Source organism: Tabrizicola sp., from assembly GCF_036781545.1.
Classification (GTDB): domain Bacteria; phylum Pseudomonadota; class Alphaproteobacteria; order Rhodobacterales; family Rhodobacteraceae; genus Tabrizicola.
Map to the genome: position 1 here is coordinate 23883 of NZ_DAIQAT010000015.1, position 19727 is coordinate 43609.

The 19727-nt window shown below is 67.1% G+C and carries 18 protein-coding genes; 5 read left to right on the forward strand and 13 right to left on the reverse strand.

Features of this window, described 5'->3' with window-relative positions:
* Positions 1 to 7: 7 nt before the first annotated feature.
* From proX to V7Q39_RS04780, 3 genes are read right to left on the reverse strand one after another with little or no spacing between them, the layout of a single operon-like run.
* Positions 8 to 988, reverse strand: a complete 981-nt coding sequence (gene proX, locus V7Q39_RS04770) for a glycine betaine/L-proline ABC transporter substrate-binding protein ProX (protein ID WP_333815385.1) — start codon at positions 986 to 988, stop codon at positions 8 to 10.
* Between the two features lie 23 nt (positions 989 to 1011).
* A complete protein-coding gene (locus V7Q39_RS04775; RefSeq protein ID WP_333815387.1) occupies positions 1012 to 1950 on the reverse strand; it encodes an ABC transporter permease in 939 nt (312 codons plus the stop codon).
* Positions 1950 to 3020, reverse strand: a complete 1071-nt coding sequence (locus V7Q39_RS04780) for a quaternary amine ABC transporter ATP-binding protein (protein WP_333815388.1) — start codon at positions 3018 to 3020, stop codon at positions 1950 to 1952. The genes V7Q39_RS04775 and V7Q39_RS04780 overlap by 1 nt, the downstream gene beginning before the upstream one ends.
* A 126-nt stretch (positions 3021 to 3146) precedes the next feature.
* Here V7Q39_RS04780 and V7Q39_RS04785 point away from each other — a divergent pair, with 126 nt between their 5' ends.
* Genes V7Q39_RS04785 through V7Q39_RS04805 form a run of 5 tightly spaced genes read left to right on the forward strand, consistent with a single transcriptional unit; the run spans position 3147 to position 8366 of the window.
* Positions 3147 to 3866 (forward strand): GntR family transcriptional regulator, encoded by a 720-nt coding sequence (locus V7Q39_RS04785; protein WP_333815389.1) that lies wholly within the window; start codon positions 3147 to 3149, stop codon positions 3864 to 3866.
* Positions 3863 to 4765 (forward strand): dihydrodipicolinate synthase family protein, encoded by a 903-nt coding sequence (locus V7Q39_RS04790; protein ID WP_333815390.1) that lies wholly within the window; start codon positions 3863 to 3865, stop codon positions 4763 to 4765. The genes V7Q39_RS04785 and V7Q39_RS04790 overlap by 4 nt, the downstream gene beginning before the upstream one ends.
* Positions 4766 to 4769: 4 nt before the next feature.
* Positions 4770 to 6263 (forward strand): aldehyde dehydrogenase, encoded by a 1494-nt coding sequence (locus tag V7Q39_RS04795; RefSeq protein WP_333815391.1) that lies wholly within the window; start codon positions 4770 to 4772, stop codon positions 6261 to 6263.
* A 1-nt stretch (position 6264) separates the two neighbouring features.
* Complete coding sequence (locus V7Q39_RS04800) at positions 6265 to 7029, forward strand: NAD(P)-binding domain-containing protein (RefSeq protein WP_333815392.1); 765 nt, start codon at positions 6265 to 6267, stop codon at positions 7027 to 7029.
* Positions 7026 to 8366: an NAD(P)/FAD-dependent oxidoreductase gene (locus V7Q39_RS04805; protein WP_333815393.1), complete on the forward strand. Its 1341-nt coding sequence runs from the start codon at positions 7026 to 7028 to the stop codon at positions 8364 to 8366. The genes V7Q39_RS04800 and V7Q39_RS04805 overlap by 4 nt, the downstream gene beginning before the upstream one ends.
* A 129-nt stretch (positions 8367 to 8495) precedes the next feature.
* On the opposite strand, the gene V7Q39_RS04810 is transcribed toward V7Q39_RS04805, so the two are convergent.
* The 10 genes from V7Q39_RS04810 to V7Q39_RS04855 form a co-directional block, all read right to left on the reverse strand.
* The gene (locus V7Q39_RS04810; protein WP_333815394.1) at positions 8496 to 9230 is read right to left on the reverse strand and encodes an SDR family NAD(P)-dependent oxidoreductase; all 735 of its coding nucleotides are present in this window, start codon (positions 9228 to 9230) and stop codon (positions 8496 to 8498) included.
* An 11-nt stretch (positions 9231 to 9241) separates the two neighbouring features.
* Positions 9242 to 9970, reverse strand: coding sequence for an SDR family NAD(P)-dependent oxidoreductase (locus V7Q39_RS04815; protein ID WP_333815395.1), 729 nt, complete (start codon positions 9968 to 9970; stop codon positions 9242 to 9244).
* Positions 9971 to 9978: 8 nt separating this feature from the next.
* Positions 9979 to 11082, reverse strand: a complete 1104-nt coding sequence (locus V7Q39_RS04820; RefSeq protein ID WP_333815396.1) for a mandelate racemase/muconate lactonizing enzyme family protein — start codon at positions 11080 to 11082, stop codon at positions 9979 to 9981.
* 14 nt (positions 11083 to 11096) lie between these two features.
* Positions 11097 to 12173 carry an alcohol dehydrogenase family protein gene (locus V7Q39_RS04825; RefSeq protein WP_333815410.1) on the reverse strand — a complete coding sequence of 359 codons (1077 nt, stop codon included), beginning with the start codon at positions 12171 to 12173 and terminating at the stop codon, positions 11097 to 11099.
* A 61-nt stretch (positions 12174 to 12234) separates the two neighbouring features.
* Positions 12235 to 13785: a trimethylamine methyltransferase family protein gene (locus V7Q39_RS04830; protein WP_333815398.1), complete on the reverse strand. Its 1551-nt coding sequence runs from the start codon at positions 13783 to 13785 to the stop codon at positions 12235 to 12237.
* A 132-nt stretch (positions 13786 to 13917) separates the two neighbouring features.
* Positions 13918 to 14232 (reverse strand): ArsR/SmtB family transcription factor, encoded by a 315-nt coding sequence (locus tag V7Q39_RS04835; RefSeq protein WP_333815400.1) that lies wholly within the window; start codon positions 14230 to 14232, stop codon positions 13918 to 13920.
* Positions 14233 to 14241: 9 nt separating this feature from the next.
* Positions 14242 to 14445, reverse strand: coding sequence for a YgaP family membrane protein (locus V7Q39_RS04840; protein WP_333815402.1), 204 nt, complete (start codon positions 14443 to 14445; stop codon positions 14242 to 14244).
* A gap of 3 nt (positions 14446 to 14448) precedes the next feature.
* Positions 14449 to 15735 carry an NAD(P)/FAD-dependent oxidoreductase gene (locus V7Q39_RS04845; RefSeq protein WP_333815403.1) on the reverse strand — a complete coding sequence of 429 codons (1287 nt, stop codon included), beginning with the start codon at positions 15733 to 15735 and terminating at the stop codon, positions 14449 to 14451.
* A gap of 19 nt (positions 15736 to 15754) precedes the next feature.
* A complete protein-coding gene (locus V7Q39_RS04850) occupies positions 15755 to 18955 on the reverse strand; it encodes an efflux RND transporter permease subunit (protein ID WP_333815405.1) in 3201 nt (1066 codons plus the stop codon).
* Positions 18948 to 19727: efflux RND transporter periplasmic adaptor subunit (locus tag V7Q39_RS04855; protein WP_333815406.1), on the reverse strand; the 780-nt coding region annotated here is incomplete at its 5' end. The genes V7Q39_RS04855 and V7Q39_RS04850, both read right to left, overlap by 8 nt.

Here is a 19727-nt window from a genome sequence, read left to right on the forward strand (position 1 = left end):
GCCCTTGTCACTTTGCCGCGTCGCGGGCAGCCGCCAGCCAGCTGTCATACTCTGCCTGATGCGCCTTGATCCAATCGTCGGCATGCCGCTGGATGTCGTCCTGGGTGTTCTCGCCATCCGTGATCAGCTTGTTCTCTGCCGAGATGTCGTTGATGTCCAGCGTCGCGACCTCGAACAGCTTCGCCGCCGCCGGGTTCGCCGCCAGGAAATCGTTCCGCGCAATGATGCCGATCTCGTCGACCGCGAAGCCCAGGTTCTTGCCGTTGAACTCGGTGTTGCCGGTGGCGCCATCGGGCAGCGCGGTGAACGGCACGCTCAGCCATTCCACGTCCTTGCCCGGGACCAGCACGCCCGAGACCCAGTAGGGCGTCCAGGTATAGTACAGGATCGGCTGCCCGTTCTGGTACCGCGCCATCGTGTCGGCGATCATCGCCTGATAGGCACCCTGGTTGTGGGTCACGGTGTCGCGCAGCTTGTAGGCGTCCAGCCCGGTTTCGATCACCCGCTCGCAGCCCCAGCCGGGAATGCAGCCTGCCAGGTCGGCCTTGCCGTCGCCGTCCGCGTCGAACAGCTTGGCGACTTCCGGGTCGGCCAGTTGGCTCAGGTCGGTGATGCCGCTGTCATAGGTTTTCTTGTCGATCAGATAGCCCTGCAGCGCGCCCTCGATATAATGGCCGACCTTCGACATCACCGCATCGCCGCCCGCTTCCTGATAGAAGGCATCATGCAAGGTGCGCCATTCCACCGCCATGAAGTCGGCGTCGCCAGCACCGACAGCCAGGATCGCCGTCTGATATTCGGCCTCGTTCGGCTCGGCGATGGTGTAGCCCAGGTCTTCCAGCGCCCGGAACAGGATCTTGTGCTGGAAATGCTCCTCGATCTGCACCGGCAGGATCGGGCGGACGGTCACGCCCTCGCCCGGCTTGTCCTGCGCGAAAGCGGGGGCCGCGAAGGCCAGCGCCAGGGCCGTGGTCATGAAAAGCTTCATTCTTTTGTCTCCCGGTTTTGTTTTCACTTGGTCTTCTTGAACATGGCGGTGATCAGGCCCACCGGGCCGGTTTCCCACCAATGGCGATGCCCGCGGTCCCGGCCCGATCGGCCAAGCCCTTGGGTGATCCGGTCCAGCACGATGGCCAGCATGACGATGCCCAGGCCGCCGACGATGGCCTTGCCCGCATCCAGCCGCCCCATCGCCCGCAGCACCTCGTTGCCCAGGCCCTTGACCGAGATCATCGAGGCGATGACCACCATCGACAGGCTCAGCATGATCGTCTGGTTCAGCCCGGCCAGGATCGTCGGGGTCGCCAGCGGCAGTTCCACCTTGCGCAGGATCTGCCCGGGAGACGCCCCGAACGCCCGCGCCGCCTCGACGACCGACGGATTGACCCCCCGGATACCCAGCGAGGTCAGCCGCACCAGCGGCGGCAGCGCGAAGATGATGGTCACGATCACGCCCGAGACGTTGCCAATCCCGATCATCATCACCACCGGCACCAGATAGACGAAGGCCGGGATGGTCTGCATCGTGTCCAGCACCGGGCGGATGACCGCCTCGAACCGGTCGCTCTTGCCCGCCAGCACCCCCAGCGGCAGCCCGATCAGCACGCACAGCAGAACCGAGGCCACAACGATCGCCAGCGTCGTCATCGCCAGCCCCCAGGCCTCGGGCGCCAGAAGCCCCAGCACCACCAGGCAGGCACCCACCAGGATCGCCGCCCGCCGTCCCGCCGCCTGCCAGGCGATCAGCACCAGCAGCGCCAGCATCACCATCGGCGGCACCGCCTGCAGCGCGCTCTCGATCCCCACGATCACCGTCTCGAAGAACCGCTTGACCGGCTGGATCATCTCGCGGTTCGAGATCGCCCATTGCTTGATCCCATCCGCCCATTTCGCGATCCCCAGGTCGACCGAGGCGAAGGGGTTCAGCCAGTCGAAAGCCTTGTCCGCCATCACGCAGCCCTCTCTTCGTCGCGCCCTTGGATGCCGCGCAGCAGCGCCCGCTTCGTCACCACGCCGACCGGCTGGCCCTCTGCCGCGATCAGGATCGGGTGATCCGTCCCCACCGCCAGGTCGACCAGTTCGTTCAGGTTCATCTCCGGCTTGCCCACCGGCCAGCCACCCGTCTCCTGCGGCCCCTGCGCCTGCACATAGGCGGCGAAGGGCTGCATGATCCGCGCGGCCGTCACCAGGTCCAGCTTGGAGATTCCGGCCACGAAATCCGCGACATAGTCGTCGGCAGGCCGGGTCACGATCTCTTCCGGCGTGCCGCTTTGCACCAGCACCCCGTCCTTCATGATCGCGATGCGGTCGCCGATGCGGATCGCCTCGTCCAGGTCGTGGGTGATGAAGACCGTGGTCTTGTGCAGTTCCGCCGACAGCTCCATGAACGTGCCCTGCAACTGCCGCCGGATCAGCGGGTCCAGCGCGCTGAAAGGTTCGTCCATCAGAAGGATCGTCGGATCCGCCGCCAGGGCGCGGGCCAGGCCCACCCGCTGCTGCATCCCCCCCGACAGCTCGTCAGGGTATTTCCGGTCCCAGCCGGTCAGGTCGACCATGTCGATCGCCCTGGCCGCCACCCGTGCCCGCTCGGCCTCGTCCACACCCCGCACTTCCAGCGAGAAGGCCACGTTGTCGCGCACCGTCCGGTGCGGCATCAGCGCCATCGACTGGAACACCATGCCGATCTTCTCGGCCCGCAGCTTGCGCAGCGCCTCGGCGTTCATCGCGTTGACGTTCTGGCCCTCGATGAAGACCGTGCCCGAGGTCGGTTCGATCAGCCGGTTGATGTGGCGGATCAGCGTCGACTTGCCCGACCCCGAAAGCCCCATGATGCAGAAGATCTCGCCCCGGCCCACGCTGAAGCTGGCATCCTGAACGCCGACCACGCAGTCGAACTCTTCGCGAATTTGCTTTTTCGTCAAGCCCTTGGACCGAACGGCCTCCATCGCCTGGCGCGACTTGTCGCCGAAAATCTTCCAGATTCCCTCGCAGCGGATCACGTCCTCTCGGGCATCGGCCATGCAGATTCTCTCCCCGGTTTCCGGACTAAAAACCATAAAACTTTGCTGTAGACAATATGTATTTTATCCGACTACACAGAAGAGACGCTACCTGATTCACTCGGATGATCAGGCAGGAGACACCCCGTGGACACCGATTCCCGCAGCAAGAAGACCCAGTGCATCGAGGACCTGCGCCGCAAGGTCCTGACCCAGACGCTGGAACCGGGCGCCTATCTGGACGAGACCGAGCTTTCGGAAGCCTACGGCATTTCCCGCCCGCCCCTGCGCGAGGTCCTTCGCCAGTTGCAGGGCGAAGGCTACGTCGTGCTGCACGAGAACCGGGGCGCGCAGGTCTCGCCGATGACGCACAAGACGCTGCGCAACTTCTTCTTGGCCGCGCCGATGATCTATGCCGGTGTCACGCGGCTTGCGGCGCTGTATCACACGCCCGCGCAGCTTGTGAAACTGAAGGAATGCCAATGGGCCTTCCGCCAGACCATCCGCAACGGCGATGCCGCGGAACGCGCCGTGGGCAACGAACGCTTCCACGCCATCATCGGCGAGATGGCGGACAACGAATTCCTGATGCCCTCGCTGCGTCGGCTGCTGATCGACCACACCCGGATCGGCATGACCTTCTACGATCCGCGCAAGGCCGAGATGGCCTGCGTCTCCAGCGAGGCTGCCGACCAGCACGACCAGTTCATCGCCCTGATCGAGGCGCGCGACACCGAAGCCGCCGCCGAGCTGGCCGTCGCGCATTGGGAACTGTCGCGGGCCCAGATCGAAAGTTTCGTCACCCCCATAGGGATGCAGATCCCGCTGGGCCGCGGGCCCGGAGCTGAACGCAGAGAGGTCTCATGAAGTTCGAAGGCATCTACACCCCTGCCATCACCCCGCACCGCGCAGACGGCAGCATCGACCGCGACGCCTTCGTCGCCCAGCTGGAATATCTGATGGCCCAGGGCGTCCAAGGCATCATCAACGGCGGCTCGACCGGCGAATACTACGCCCAGTCGATGGACGAGCGCCGCGAGATGGCCAGCCTCGCCCGCGACGTCACCAGGGGCCGCACGCATCTGATGGTCGGCACCGTGGCGATCCGGCTGGAAGACAGCCTCGCCATGGCCGAACATGCCGCGCAGATCGGCGCGGATTCCATCCTCATCGGCTCGCCGCCCTATTCCGTCCCCACCGAACGCGAGAACGCGCTGAACGCGCTGGCCATCGACCGCGCCGCCGATCTGCCGATCATGCTCTACAACTACCCCGGCCGGATGGGCATCAACATGGGCGATGAATTCCTCGACCGCGTCGGCCGCAGCCGAAACTTCTGCGCCATCAAGGAAAGCTCGGGCGACATCAACCGCGTCCACCTCCTGGCCCGCGACTACCCGCATATCCAGATGTCCTGCGGCATGGACGACCAGGCGCTGGAATTCTTCGCCTGGGGCGCGCGCAGCTGGGTCTGCGGCGGGTCCAACTTCCTGCCCGCCGAACATCTCGCGCTCTACCAGGCCTGCGCGGTCGAGAGCAATTTCGACAAGGGCCGCCGGATCATGTCGGCGCTGATGCCGCTGATGCGCGTCCTCGAACAGGGCGGCAAGTTCATCCAGTGCATCAAGCACGGCTGCGAGATGATGGGCAACTACGCCGGCCCCCCGCGCCCGCCCCTCAAACCCCTGAACAAGGACGACAAGCGCCAGCTGGAACAGACCGTCCGCGTCCTCAAGACCACCATCGCCCAGATCACCGCGGAGTAAGCCGATGTCCCTTCTCACCACCGAAGAATACAAGGCCATCGCCGCCGGTCTCACCTTCCCGACCCAAGCCTTCATCGACGGCCATTTCCGCCCCGCCATCAGCGGCAAAACCTTCGACACGCTGAACCCCGCCACCGGCGAAGTGCTGGCCAAGGTCGCCGCCTGCGCGGCCGAGGACGTGGACCTCGCCGTCCAGAAGGCGCGCGACGCCTTCGAGGATGGCCGCTGGTCGCGCCTGCACCCGAAGGACCGGAAAGAGGTGCTGATCAAGCTGGCGAAGCTCGTCAAGCGCAACGCCCGCGAACTGGCCGTGCTGGAAAGCCTCGACAGCGGCAAGACGATCTACGATTGCGAACAGGTCGACGTGCCGGAGACCATCAACTGCCTCACCTGGCACGCCGAGCTGATCGACAAGATCTACGACCAGGTCGCCCCGGCCAGCGACAACCACATCGCCCTGATCGTGCGCGAACCCGTGGGCGTCGTCGGTCTCGTCCTGCCTTGGAACTTCCCCCTCCTCATGCTCGCCTGGAAGATCGGTCCCGCGCTGGCCGCCGGGTGCTCGGTCATCGTGAAACCGGCCGAGGAAACCCCGCTCACCACCTTCCGCATGGCCGAACTCGCGATGGAGGCCGGCATCCCCCCGGGCGTCTTCAACGTCGTCCCCGGCAGCGGCCCCGACGTGGGCGAACCCATCGGCCGCCACATGGACATCGACGCCGTCAGCTTCACCGGCAGCACCGAGACCGGCCGCCGCTTCCTGCGCTATGCCGCCGAGTCGAACCTCAAGGAAGTCACGCTGGAAATGGGCGGCAAGAACCCCGCCGTGGTGCTGGACGATGCCGAGAACCTCGACCGCGTCGCCGCCCATGTCGTCAACGGCGCCTTCTGGAACATGGGCGAGAACTGCTCCGCCTCCTCGCGCCTGATCGTGCAGAAGGGCATTAAGGATGCGCTCCTGAAACGCATCGTCGCCCACACCCGCGAATGGCCGATGGGCGACCCGCTCGACCCGGTGAACCGCGTCGGCGCGCTGGTCTCGAAGGCCCATTTCGACAAGGTGGCCTCCTACCTGGAGAAAGGCCCCAAGGTCATCCTCGGCGGCAAGGCGGACAAGGGCTTCGTCGAACCCACCATCCTCGACACCCCCCGCGACGCGAAACAGGCGCGCGAGGAAATCTTCGGCCCCGTCCTCTCGGTCCTGACGGTCGACAGCTTCGACGAGGCCATCGCGCTGGCCAATGCAACCGAATACGGTCTCGCCGCCTCGATCTTCACCGGCAACGTCAAGCGCGCCCTCCGCGGCGCACGGGCGCTGCGGGCAGGGACCGTCACCGTGAACTCCTTCGGCGAGGGAGACATCTCCACCCCCTTCGGCGGCTTCAGGCAATCGGGCTTCGGCGGCCGCGACAACGGCATCCACGCCCATGACCAGTATACCCAGGTGAAGACGATCTGGGTCGATCTCGCCGACGACGCGGACGAGGCCGTCGACTGACATGCGCCTCGGCTTCATTGGAACCGGAGAAATCACCGCCGCGATGGTGCGCGGGCTCAAGGGCCGGGGTCACACGATCCTGGTCTCGCCGCGCAACGCCGCCGTGGCCGCAACCCTCGCCGCCGAGGTGCCCGGTGTCGCCATCGCCCCGAACGAAGACGTCGTCGCGAATTCCGATGTGGTCTTCCTCTGCCTCCTCGCCCGCGTGGCGCGGGAGGTGCTGCCCACCCTCCCCTTCTGCGCGGACCAGTCGGTCATCTCCGTCATGGTCGACGCCCCGCTCGCCACGCTGCGCAGCCTTTGCGCCCCCGCGACCGACATCGCCATCACCATCCCCCTGCCCCCGATCACCACGGGCGGCTGCCCCCTGCCGGTCTACCCCGCCTCCCCCGCACTCGACGCCCTCTTCGGCGCCCGCAACCTGATCCTCCCGCAACCTTCCGAGGCTGCGCTCAACGCCCATCTCGGCGCCTCCGCCCTTTGCTCGCCGATCCTCGACCAGCTTCTGACCGCGACCGAATGGCTGACGGACCACACCGGCAACCCCGCCGCGGCCGAGGCCTATATCGCCGCCATGATCCGCGGCTACCTGCCGGAACGGGCGCAGGAAGGCGACCTCGCCACCGCGCTGAAAAAGCTGTCCACCGAGGGCGGCCTCAACGCCACCCTGCGCGCCGCCATGGCCCCGGCGAAACAGAGCCTGCGCCAGGACCTGACCGGGTTCCATGCCCGGCTCGAACTGGACGACCCCAAAGCGCGAACATGACCGCCTTCACTGCCCGCCGCACCCCCGTCCACAAAGGCCCCGCCGCCTGGTCCGCCATCCTGCCCGGCCAGCCCGCCCCCGTTCCGCTTCCCGGCAACCAGACCGTCGATGTCGCCATCATCGGCGGCGGCTTCGCAGGCCTTGCCGCCGCCCGCCGCCTGCGCCAGCTGGACCCAACGCTCAAGATCGCCGTCCTCGAGGCCTCCCGCCTCGCCGAAGGCGCCTCGGGCCGCAACTCCGGCTTCATGATCGACCTGCCGCACGAGCTGACTTCCGACGACTACGCCGGCCATGGCGACGACCGGGGGATGATCGCGCTGAACCGGCAGGCCATCGCCTTCGCGCGCGGGGCGGTCGAGGACTACGGCATCAGGCCCGACTATTTCGACCCCATCGGCAAGGTGAACGGCGCCGCCTCCGCCACTGCCGACGCGCTGAACCGCTCCTACGCCGACCACCTCACCAGCCTCGGCGAACCGAACGAACGCCTCGACGCGCAGGGCATGGCCGACCTCACCGGCAGCCGGCATTATGTCTCCGGCCTCTACACCCCCGGCACGGTGATGCTGCAACCCGCAGGCTTCATCCGCGGCTTCGGCGAGGGCCTCCGCGCCACAGGCGTCGGCGTCTGGGAGAACACCCCCGTCACCGCCTTCGCCCGGACGGGCAGCGGCTGGGCCGTCACCACTGCCAAAGGCACCGTCACCGCAGCCAAGGTGATCCTGGCCAACAACGGCCATCTCGAAAGCTTCGGCTTCGCGCAAAACCGGCTGATGCATGTCTTCCTCTACGCCTCGATGACCGTGGACCTGCCGCCCGAGACGCTGAAGCAGCTTGGCGGCCAGCCGCGCTGGGGCGTCACGCCCTCCGACCCCATGGGCACCACCATGCGCCGGATCGACACCGCCCTTGGCGGCAACCGCATCATCACCCGCACCTGCGCCAGCTTCCTGCCGGGGATGGAAGCCTCCGACGCCGCCCTCGCCCGCGCCGCCGCCGTCCACCGCCAGAAATTCGCCGACCGCTACCCCACCCTTGCCGGGGTGAAACAGGAATACAGCTGGGCCGGCCACCTGTGCCTGACCCGCAACGCCGTCTCCATCGCGCGCGAACTGGAACCCGGCCTCTATGCCGCCACCGTCTGCAACGGCCTCGGCACCGCCCGCAGCACCCTCACCGGCATCGCCGCCGCCGAGCTGGCGATGGACCTTCAGACCGACGCCACCCGCCATTTCGCCGCCGAAGCGCAGCCCAGCAAACTGCCGCCGAAACCCTTCTCCACCCTCGGTGCCAATGTCTTCCTGCGCTTCAAGGAATGGCGGGCGGGGAAGGAGTAAGGGCGACCGATCCAGGGATGCGGCGCAGGGCGGGTGCCAACCCACCGTCGCCAGCCGTTAAAAAATCCCTAACGCCCACCGGCAAGCCCTTGAAATCATTGCGCCAAGACCCTGCCCGCGCGTGGGCACCTAGGGCAGCGACAGCTTCACCATACGCCCGCCGTCGATGGTCCAGACCTGCCCGGCGACGAAGGCGGCCTCCTCCGAGGCCAGCCAGGCCACCAGCGCCGCCACATCCTCGGGCTTGCCGGTGCGGCCCACCGGATGGATGCGACCGATGTTCGCCCGGAACGCCGCCGGGTCGGGCATCGACTCGATATAGACCTCAGACAGATCGGTATCGATCCAGCCCGGCGCCACGGCGTTGCAGCGGATGCCCTCGGCCCCGTGATCGACCGCGATGGCGCGGGTCAGCCCGTGCAGCCCGGCCTTGGTGGCGGAATAGGCGGCATGCTGCGGGTTGCAGCCGATCCCCTCGATGCTGCCGATGTTGACGATGGCCCCGCGGGTTCTGCGCAGATGCGGCAGCGCCGCCTTGATCATCAGGAATGGCGCCGTCAGGTTGACCGCGATCATCCGGTTCCAGTCGGCCAGCGCCATGTCCTCGGCCCGGGCCTCCTGCATGAAGCCCGCATTGTTGACCAGCACGTCCAGCCGCCCGGCACGCGACACCACATCCTCGATCACGCCGGCCGGGCAAGCGGGATCGGCCAGATCCGCCTCGATCGCCTCGAACTCGGCATCCGCCCCCCGCTGCACGGTGAACACCCGCGCGCCGTCGTCCCTGAGGCGCCGGGCGATGGCAAGGCCGATGCCCATCCGCCCGCCGGTGACCAGCGCGACCTTCCCGTCGAACCGTTTCATCTCCGCCCCTCTCATTTCACAGGCTTCCCGCCATTCACCTCGACCACCGCGCCGACGATGTAGCGCGCGGCGTCCGAGGCGAGGAACAGGATCACCTCGGCAATATCCTCCGGTTCCGCGATCCGGCCCAGCGGCACGGTCTTGCCAAGCTCCGCCACTGCCGTATCCGGGTCGAACCCGCGCTTGGCGAAGCCCGTGCGCAGCATCGGCGTGTTGACCTCGTTCGGCGCGACCGCGTTGATGCGGATTCCCTTCTCCGCATGGTCCATCCCCATGCATTGCGTCAGCGAGGCGATGGCGGCCTTGGTCATGCAATAGACCGCGTGCCCCGGCCCCGGTCGCAGACCCCAGCACGAGGCGACGTTGACGATGGCGCTACCGGGCGGAAGCAGCGGGATCGCTGCCCGGCAGATGCGGAACGGGGCTTCCACGTTCACCCCGACCGACAGGTCCCAGTCGGCATCGGACGTCTCGTCGACCTTGCCGCGCGTGATCACGCCCGCGTTGTTGACGATGATGTCCAGCCCGCCCAGCGCCGCCTTCGCCGCCGCTGGCAGCCCGTCGGCATAGGCGGGCTCCAGCAGGTTCCCCGGCAGATGCGCCTCGGCCTCCACCCCCGACACGTCGCGGTCGGCGACAGCCACCAGTGCGCCCTCGGCCCGCAGCGCCCGGACCACCGCAGCCCCGATGCCGCCCGCCGCGCCCGTGACCAGCGCCTTCTTCCCCTTGAGATCGCTCATCTTCTTCCTCACCCGAACGAGAGAACCGGATTGCCGAACCGGCCCTCCTCGGGCACCACGCCCAGGCCCGGCCCTTCGGGCAGCTTGATGTGGCCGCCGGTGATGTTGACGCCGGTCCGGTCGTAATTGCCCTCGATGTAGGGGGCGGCCAGCCAGACGCCTTCGTTCAGGCGCGGTTGCACCGTCGCGCCGATATGGGTGCAGGCGGCGGCGATGATGTCGCCGCCCCAGGCGTCGTCGCAGGTGTGCGGCAGGCTCCGCGCCTCGCAGATGTCGCGGAAGGCGGCCATCTGCTGCAAGCCGCCGATCCGCGTGACCTTCATTCCGAAGCCGTCGACCAGCCCCTGACCCGCCGCGCGGATCACCGTCGCCAGGTCCTCGCCGTTCTCGTCCATGTAGATGCCGTGATGCACCTGCCCCCGGATCGCCGCCAATTCCTCGACCGTGTTGCAGGGCTGCTCCAGAATGAAGGGAATGTCGGGGCATTCGCGGCTGAGGCGCAGCGCATCGCGGGTCGGCAGGCCCCGGTTGCCATCGGCGGCCAGCCGGACGCCCTTGCCCTTCACCACTTCCCACACCTTGCGCATCACGGCGATGTCCACCTCGACCGGCCGTCCGCCGATCTTGATCTGCAGGCGGGGATAGCCCTCGGCCACCTTCTCGGCGGCGATGCGCGCGATCTCGTCCGGCTTGCCCACGCCGGTCGCGTAGTAGGAAGGGACGCTTTCCTGCGCGACCCCGCCCAGCAACTCGGCCACCCGCAGGCCGGTCGCCTTGCCCATGATGTCATGCGCCGCGATATCCACAGCGGCCTTGGCATAGCGGTGGCCGTTCAGCAGGCTGTCCATCTTCCGCCGCAGCGTCAGCGGATGCAAACTGGCGCCGATCAGCCCCGGCCCCATCTCCTCCAGCGCCGCGCGGGCACCCTTGGCATGGCTCGGCGCATAGGTGGACCCCACCGGGCAGGTCTCGCCCCAGCCAACAAGGCCAGTATCGGTGACGATCTTCACCAGCGTGGTGTCGAGGGAATACACCTTGGCATTGGCCATCGTGTAAGGCCCGTTCTTGACCGGCAGGTCATGGGCGTAAACGTGGAGTTCCTTGATCTTCATGGCGTTTCCATTGGTCATTCGTCTTGGGGAGGGATCAGCACCAGCTTGCCGACATGGCCCTTGGCCAGAAAATCCTTCTGGGCCTGGACGATGTCCTTCAGCGGGTAGGTCTTGGCGACGACGGGGCGGATGCGCCCCGCCTCGATGTAGGAGACGAGATTCTCGAACACCTCGTCCTCCTGGAAGGTCGCGCCGTAAAGGGTGAGGTCCTTCAGATACAATGTGCGCAAGTCGATCTGCGCCAGTGGCCCGGCAATGGCCCCGGAAATCGCATAGCGCCCGCCGCGCTTCAGCACGTCCAGAAGCTGCGGCCAGCCCGGACCGCCGACAAGGTCCAGCACCACGTCCACGCTGTCACGCCCCAGTTCGGCGACCAGATCGGCCTCGCGGTCGATCACCCGGTTGGCCCCCAACGCCAGAACCTCGGCCGCCTTCGCCTTGCCCGCCAGCGCGATGACCGTCGCGTCCCGCAGCTTCGCCAGCTGCACGGCAGAGGACCCCACGCCGCCCGAGGCCCCGGTGATCAGCACCGTCTCGGCCCCGACCTGCGCCCGGTGCAGCATGTTCTCCGCCGTCGACCAGGCGCAGGGGATGGCGGCCAGTTCCGCATCCGACCAGTCGCAGTCGACCGCGTAAGTCTCGCGCGCAGGCGCCACGGTGAATTGCGCGAAACCGCCGTCGCATTCCGAGCCGAAGGTCCAGCACTCCCAGGGCCGCCAGCCGACATAACTCCGCAGCAGGTTCCGCACGATCACCCGCTCGCCGATCCGGTCGGGCGACACGCCCGCGCCCACCGCCACGATCCGCCCGCAGGCATCCGCCCCCTGGATGCGGGGGAAGGCCAGCGGCACACCCGACCAGCTGGCATCGGCATCGTCCACCGTCGCGAAGCCGCCCGCGCCCCCGGCGTTCGACCCTTGGCTCACCGCCTTGGAATACCAGCCGGTGCGGGTGTTGATGTCGGTGTTGTTGACCGCCGCCGCCGCCACGCGGATCAGCACTTCGCCCGGTTTCGGCTCCGGCACGGGGACATCGGTGCGATACTCCAAAGCCTCATAGCCGCCGTGGCTGGTGAGCAGGACCGCATGCATCGTCTTCGGCAATCACGCCTCCAGAAAAACGGCCGCCCCGGAAGGCGGCCAGTCGCAGGGATCAGTATTCGGTGTTCAGCTCATCCACCGCCGGGATTTCGCGCTCGCGCCGGGCGATGTAGTCCAGCAGCGCCTCGTTCACGCCGTCGTCCAGCTTCGGCTCCTCATAGTCCGCCAGAAGCTGCCGCGCCCGGTCCAGCGCGCGCTGGGTGATCTCGACGCTGCCCTCGGCCTGCCACTGCTCGATCGAGTTGTTGTCGAACAGCTTCGGCATGAAGAAGGCGCGCTCGAAGTTTTCCAGCGTATGCGGATGGCCCAGGTAATGCCCCCCCGGCCCCACGTCGCGCACCGCCTGCATCGCCTCGTCGAAATCGTCCCAGCGCGGGCCTTCCGCCATGCGGTAGCCCATCTGGCACATCTCGGCATCGACCACGAATTTGGCGACGGAACAATGCATCCCGGCCTCGTTCCAGCCTGCCGAATGCCAGATGTAGTTGGCGCCTGCGTGCAGCACTGCGTTCATCGTCATCGCGCTTTCATAACCCGCCTGGGCGTCGAAGGTCTTGGCCCCGCCCAGCAGGTTCGAGGTCCGCCACGGCACGTTGTAGAACCGCGCCATCTGGCCGATCATGAAGTTCATCTGCGAAATCTCCGGCGTCCCCGCCATCGGCGCGCCGGATTTCATGCTGACGGTCGACAGGTAATGCCCGTAGATCGCCGGCGCCCCCTTGCGGATCACTTGGGTATAGGCCAGTGCCGACAGCGCCTCGGCATTCAGCTGCGCCACCGCAGGCGCGACCGAAGCCGGCGTGTTGGCCCCGCCCAGCACGAAGGGGCTGCACAAGACCGGCTGCTTCCGCTTCACAAAGGCCCGCATGGCGCTGAGCATGGTCTCGTCCCAGACCAGCGGCGAGTTGCCGTTGCAGTTGCCGGTGGTGACGGGGGTTTCCTCCATCACGTCCTTGCCGAACAGGATCTCGCACATCGCCATCACGTCCTCGGCGTTCTTGCCGCTGGTCGTCATGCCCATGAAGGTCTTGTCGGAATGTTTCATCGACGAATAGGTGATGTGCAGGTGCCGGTGGCTGACCTTCATGTCCATCGGCTCGACGATGTGGTGCGCGGTGGAATGCAGCGCGGGCGACATGTGGGCCAGCTTGTGGAACATGTTCAGGTCGGCGATCGTCGGCCAGCGCCGCACGTCCTCCAGATCGCGCAGGAAGGGGGCCCCGGTCATCGGCACGAAGATCGACTGCTTGCCGCCGAAGGGCAGGCTCTTCTCCGGGTTCCGCGCCCGGTAGGTCCAGCCCGAGGGGATGGTGGAGATCAGTTCCCGCACGAGGCCCCGGTCCAGATAGACCCGGTCGCCCACCACCTTGGCACCAGCGCGCTTCCAGTCGGCCAGCGCGATCTCGTCGCGGAAGATCACGCCGACCTCTTCCAGGATCGACATGGAGGCATCGTCGATCTGTTCCACCCGGGCGGGGTCCATCACCTCGCAGTCCGGGATGCCGCGCTTCAGCGAGGGCAGCATGTCGAAATCCGGGGCCGAGCGGAGCGCACGGCGGGCCCCCCGGCCTCCGGCGCGGGCAGTTCTGCTGACTTCGTTCATCGCGACCCTCCAGGCGATCAGGCCGGGATATCAGCGGTCGGAACCGGCCTTCCCACAGTCACGTTGGCGAAGCGAACCGGCGATTTTGCGACATGCGCGACGACGGAATCAGGAAGACCCTGCCCGGCCCGGCTAATGCCGTTTGCAGAACGTGTCGCGCAACGCGGTGACGATGGCCGCCACCTCCTCGCGCGCCAGCTTGTAGATCACGCTCTTGCCCTCGCGGCGGGTCTGGACGATTCCCTCGGCCCGCAGCCGCATCAGTTGTTGCGAGACGCTGACGGGACTGGACCCCAGCGCCTCGGCCAGTTGGGTGACGCTCATCTCGCCATCGACCAGACAGCAGAGAATCTGCAACCGCCCCTCGTGCGACAGCGACTTCAACAGCGCCACCGCCTTCGCAGCCTGTTCCGGCGTGCCGCCGAAGCCTTCCAGAATCTCTGCCATCACCCACCCCTATTCGAAGGCGCAGCCCTTCTTCACGCCCATCGCCCGGAACACCATCGCCGCCGGGCAGAAGCCGGTAAAGGACGACTGCAACAGGTTCAACCCGACGAAGACGGTGAACCAGACGAAGAGCGGCGAGACATAGACCGTCAGCACGACGCTGAGAAGGACCATGACCCCGGCGAACCGCAGAACTGCCTTGTCAATCGACATATCTTATCCTTTCGTGGTTTCCTTGAGTTTGTCGATCCCCAGCGCCTTCAGCGCGAGGTGTTCGTAGAAGGGTTCCGACTGGCCCTTCCTCAGCTTGCGCAGGAAGTATTTCTCGAACCCCGCCTTCGCCAGGTGCACCCATTTGCCCGACGACGACCAGTTGACGTTGCGCGGCGGAATCTGCGGCTGGGCCACGAAGGCGATGCCCCCGTCGCCGAAATCCGCCAGGCAGACCGCGTTCCATGACCCCACGCTGTCCGGCGCCTTGCCGCGGACGATGTTGCCGATGTTGTGCGCCGTGGCCGTGACCATGCTCTCGATCATGAACCCGGTCTTCGGCACGCCGCAGGGCACCGGGGTCGGCCCCATCGGCGGGATCGCCACGCAGACGCCGACCGCGAAGATGTTCGGGAATTTCGGGTTCTGCTGGTGCTTGTCGACGATGGTGAAGCCGCGCGGATTGCTCAGCCCCTCGATCCCCGAGACCGGCTTGATCCCCCGGAAGGCGGGCAACATCATCGAGAAGGCGAAAGGCAGGTCGCGCTCGGCCTTCACACTGCCATCGTCGTTGATTTCCTCAACGAACATATGGCCGTCCTCCACCCGCGTCACACGGGTATTGGTCATCCACTTGATGTGCTTCTCGCGCATCTGGGATTCCAGAAGGCCCTTGGTGTCGCCCACCCCGTCCAGCCCCAGATGTCCGATATAGGGCTCCGGCGTGACGAAGGTCATCGGCACCCGGTCGCGCACCTTGGCCCGCCGCAGCGCGGTCTCCAGGATGAACAGGAACTCATAGGCGGGGCCGAAGCAGCTCGCCCCCTGCGCCGCGCCGATGACCACCGGCCCCGGGTTCGCCACCAGTTTCTCGAAGACCGATTTCGCCGCCTCGGCATGATCGATATGGCAGACCGACTGGGTGAAACCGCCATGCGGCCCCAGACCCGGCACCTCGTCGAAGGCCAGCTCCGGCCCGGTGGCGATCACCAGATAATCGTAGCTGACCGACTTCCCGTCCGCCAACGCGATCCGGTTCTCCTCCGGCACCAGCTTCTCGGCGGCAACCGGGATGAACCCGATCCCCTTCTTCGCCATGGTCGGCGCCAGGTCCACCGTGATGTCGGCCCGGTCGCGCCAGCCCACGGCGATCCAGGGGTTCGAAGGGACGAAGTGATAGGCCGGATCCTTGGTGACGACCGTCACCTTGTCCTCGGGACGCAACTGGTCCTTCAACTCGTAAGCCATGATGGCGCCGCCCAACCCGGCCCCCAGAACAACGACATGTGCCATTTCAGTCTCCTCCTTCTGATCAGGCAGTGGCGTCCGGCCCCGTGCTTCCGGATTCAGTCCGGAACACGCGATAGATCGCCGGGATGACAAGCACGGTCAGCAGCGTGGAACTCAGCAGACCGAACAGCAGGGAAATCGCGAGCCCCTGGAAGATCGGGTCCGCCAGGATCACCACCGCGCCGATCATGGCGGCGATGGCGGTAAGCAGGATCGGCTTGAACCGGATCGCCCCCGCCTCGATCAGCAGGTCGACCGTCACCCCGCCGCCGTGGCGGATGAAATCGACCAGCAGGATCGAGTTCCGCACGATGATCCCCGCCAGCGCGATGAAGCCGATCATCGAGGTCGCCGAGAACGGCGCCCCGAACAGCCAATGCCCGGCCATGATCCCCAGGAAGGTCAGCGGGATCGGCGTCAGGATCACCAGGGGCAGCTTGAACGACCCGAACTGCGCCACGACCAGGATGTAGATCCCCAGCAGCGCCACCCCGAAGGCCGCCCCCATGTCGCGGAAGGTGACGAAGGTCACTTCCCACTCGCCGTCCCACAACAGCGTGACCCGGCTCTCGTCCTCCGGCTGCCCATGCAGCGCGATCTCCGGCCTCGATCCCTCGGGCCAGTCCATCGCCTCGATCCGGTCGGCCACCGCCAGCATCCCGTAAAGCGGCGCCTCGAAATCCCCCGCCAGCTCCGCCGTCACCATCTCGGCATCGCGGCCGTTGTGGCGGAAGACCGGGAAGCTCGCCGCTTCCTCCCCGACCCGCACCACATCGCCCAGCTCCACCACCCCCCGCGCGCCCGGCAGGGCATTGGCCGGGATCGGCGTGGTCAGGAAGCGTTCGTCCAGCACCCGGTCCGCCTTGTCGCGCCCCACCACCAACGGGATCGGCAGCCGCCCCTCGCCCCGGTGCGAATAGCCGACCGTCTGTCCCCCGTTCAAAGCCGCCAGCGTGTCGAACACGTCGGCTTCCTGCACGCCATAGAACTCCAGATCGTCGGTCGAGATCGTCGCCCGCAGCCGCCGCGCCTGCACCCCGAAACTGTCGTCCACGTCCACAATGAACGGCACCGCCTGGAACGCCTGACGGATCATCCCCGCCGCCGCCCGCCGCGTCTTCGCATCCGGCCCGTAGACCTCGGCCAGCAGGGTGGAAATCACCGGCGGCCCCGGCGGCGGCTCCACCACCTTCAGAACCGTCCCCTCCGGCACTGAAAGCGAGGCCAGCCGCTGCCGCAGGTCCAGCGCGATCGCATGACTCTCCCGCTCCCGGTCGGCCTTGCCCGCCAGATTGATCGCCACCTCGCCCAGCTGCGGCTCGTTCCGGATGTAATAATGCCGCACCAACCCGTTGAAATTGAACGGCGCCGGAGTCCCGGCATAGGTCTGCACGCTCGTCACCTCGGGCAGACCCAGCACCACATCCGCCACATCCCGCGCCACCCGGTCCGTCGCTTCCACCGAGGACCCTTCCGGCAGGTCGATCACCACCGATAGCTCCGACTTGTTGTCGAAGGGCAGAAGCTTCACCGTCACGTCGCGGGTATACAGCAGCCCCAGCGACCCGAAGGACAGCGCCGCCGTGACCAGCAGGAAGCCCAGGCTGCGCCGCTTCGTCGCCAGCACCGGCCGCGCCACCGCCGCATAGGCCCGCGCCAGCCAGCCGCCGTGATGCCCGCCCTCGCCATGGCCCTGCCCCCCGGCCCGGCCGGCGATCTTGACCATCAGCCAGGGCGTGATGATCACCGCCACGAAAAAGGAAAAGATCATCGCCGCCGAAGCATTGGCCGGAATGGGCGACATGTAGGGCCCCATCAGCCCGCTCACGAACAGCATCGGCAACAGCGCCACCACCACCGTCAGCGTCGCCACGATGGTCGGGTTCCCCACCTCCGCCACCGCCGCAATCGCCGCCTCCACGCGTGACCGCTTGCGGTCCAGCCCCCAGTGCCGGTCGATGTTCTCGATCACCACGATGGCGTCGTCGACCAGGATACCGATGGAGAAGATCAGCGCGAAGAGCGACACCCGGTTCAGCGTGAAGCCCATCACCCAGGCGGCAAACAGCGTCAGCAGGATCGTCACCGGGATCACGATCGCCACCACCATCGACTCGCGCCAGCCGATCGCCAGCCAGACCAGCGCGATGATCGACACCGTCGCCAGCCCCAGGTGGAACAGCAGCTCGTTCGCCTTCTCGTTCGCCGTCTCGCCATAGTCGCGCGTGACCGTCACCGTCACGCCTGCGGGGATCAGCCTTGGCTCCAGCGCCTCCACCCGGTGCAGAACCGCCTCGGCCACCACCACCGCATTGGCCCCGGCCCGCTTGGCGATCGCCAGCGTCACCGCCGGGCCAGCCGCCCCGCCCTTCGCCCGGTGCGAGACGAGCGTATCGCGCGTGTTCTCGACATAGCGCACCCGCGCCACGTCCGAGACATAGACCGGCCGCCCGTCCCGCGTGGTGATCAGCAGGTTCGCCACCTCCGCCGGAGCGGTCAGCGTCTCCCCCGCCACCAGATCCACCATCTGGCCCTTGTCGCGCAGCTTGCCGGTGTTCAGCACCCGGTTCGCCTGTGCCACCTTCCCCGTCAGCTGTTGCAGGGTCACGCCATACAAGGCCAGCCGGTCGGGGTCCGGCTCGATGCGGATCGCGTCCTGCGCATCGCCGACCAGATAGGTCAGGCCCACATCCGCGGTCTTCGCCACCTCGGTCTGCAGGGTGCGCGCAATCCGTGTCAGGTCATTGGCCGTCACCCCCTCGCCCGACAGCGTCAGCGTCAGGATCGCCACATCGTCGATCCCCCGGCCCACGACCAGCGGCTCCGGGATCCCCACCGGAATCCGGTCGATATTCGCCCGCAGCTTGTCATGCACCCGCAGGATCGCATCCTCGACCCGGGTGCCGACCTCGAACCGCGCCGTGACCATCGCCGCATCGTCGCGGGTCGAGGAGTAGACATGCTCGACATCGTTGATCCCCTTGACGATGGCCTCCAGCGGCTCTGTCACCAGCTTGACCGCATCCTCGGCCTTCAGCCCCGGCGCCTGGACATGGATGTCCACCATCGGCACCGAAATCTGCGGCTCCTCCTCGCGCGGCAGGCTGACCAGCGCGACCAGCCCCGCCGCCAGCGCGGCAAGGATGAACAGGGGCGTCAGCGCCGAGCCGATGAAGGCCTTTGTCAGCCCCCCGGCGATGCCCAGCGGATGCCTGTCACTCATGGCCCACCTCGGCAGTCACCTCTAAGGCGGGCAGCACCACATCGCCCGCCGACAGGCCGCTGATCACCTCGACCATCTCGACCCCGTCCACCAGTTGCACCGCGCCCGGCACGATGGACCGCAGCCCCACGCCGTCCGCCCGCTGCACGCCGATGAAATCCAGTCCTTCGCGCGTCACCAGATCGGCCTTCGGCACCAGAAGCGCCTCACGCTCTCCGACCGGCAGACGCACCAGCATCCGCGCGCCGACGAAGGTGTCGGGCAGCCCCGCAATCTCGACATCGGCGACCACCCGGCCGCCCTCGATCAGCGGATAGACCCGGGCCAGCTTCCCCTGAAGGTCGCCTTCCACGCCCGAAACCTCAATCGCATCGCCCGTCTTCAGGGCACCCGCATGGCGCTCCGGCACCGAGATCCGCAGATAGGTCCCGCCGCCGCCGATGACCGCGACACCCTCGCCCGGCATCACCACCGCGCCCTTCGCCACCGGCACGTCCAGCACCCGCCCCGCGACCGGGGCCAGCACCACGCCCTCCTTGGCTTGCTGCGCGATCACCTCGGCCTGAGCCGCCAGCGCCGCGATCTGGCCGGTCAGCACATCCACCTGCGTCCGCAGCGCATCGACCCGCTGGGTCGTGGTGACGCCGTTCTTCAACAGGTCCTCGCCACGCTTCAGATCGGCCCCGGCATTGGCCAGCTGCGCCGCCAGCGCCTCCTTCTGTGCGGCCAGCGCCGCAAGCTGGAAGTCCAGCTTGTCATCGACGATCCGCGC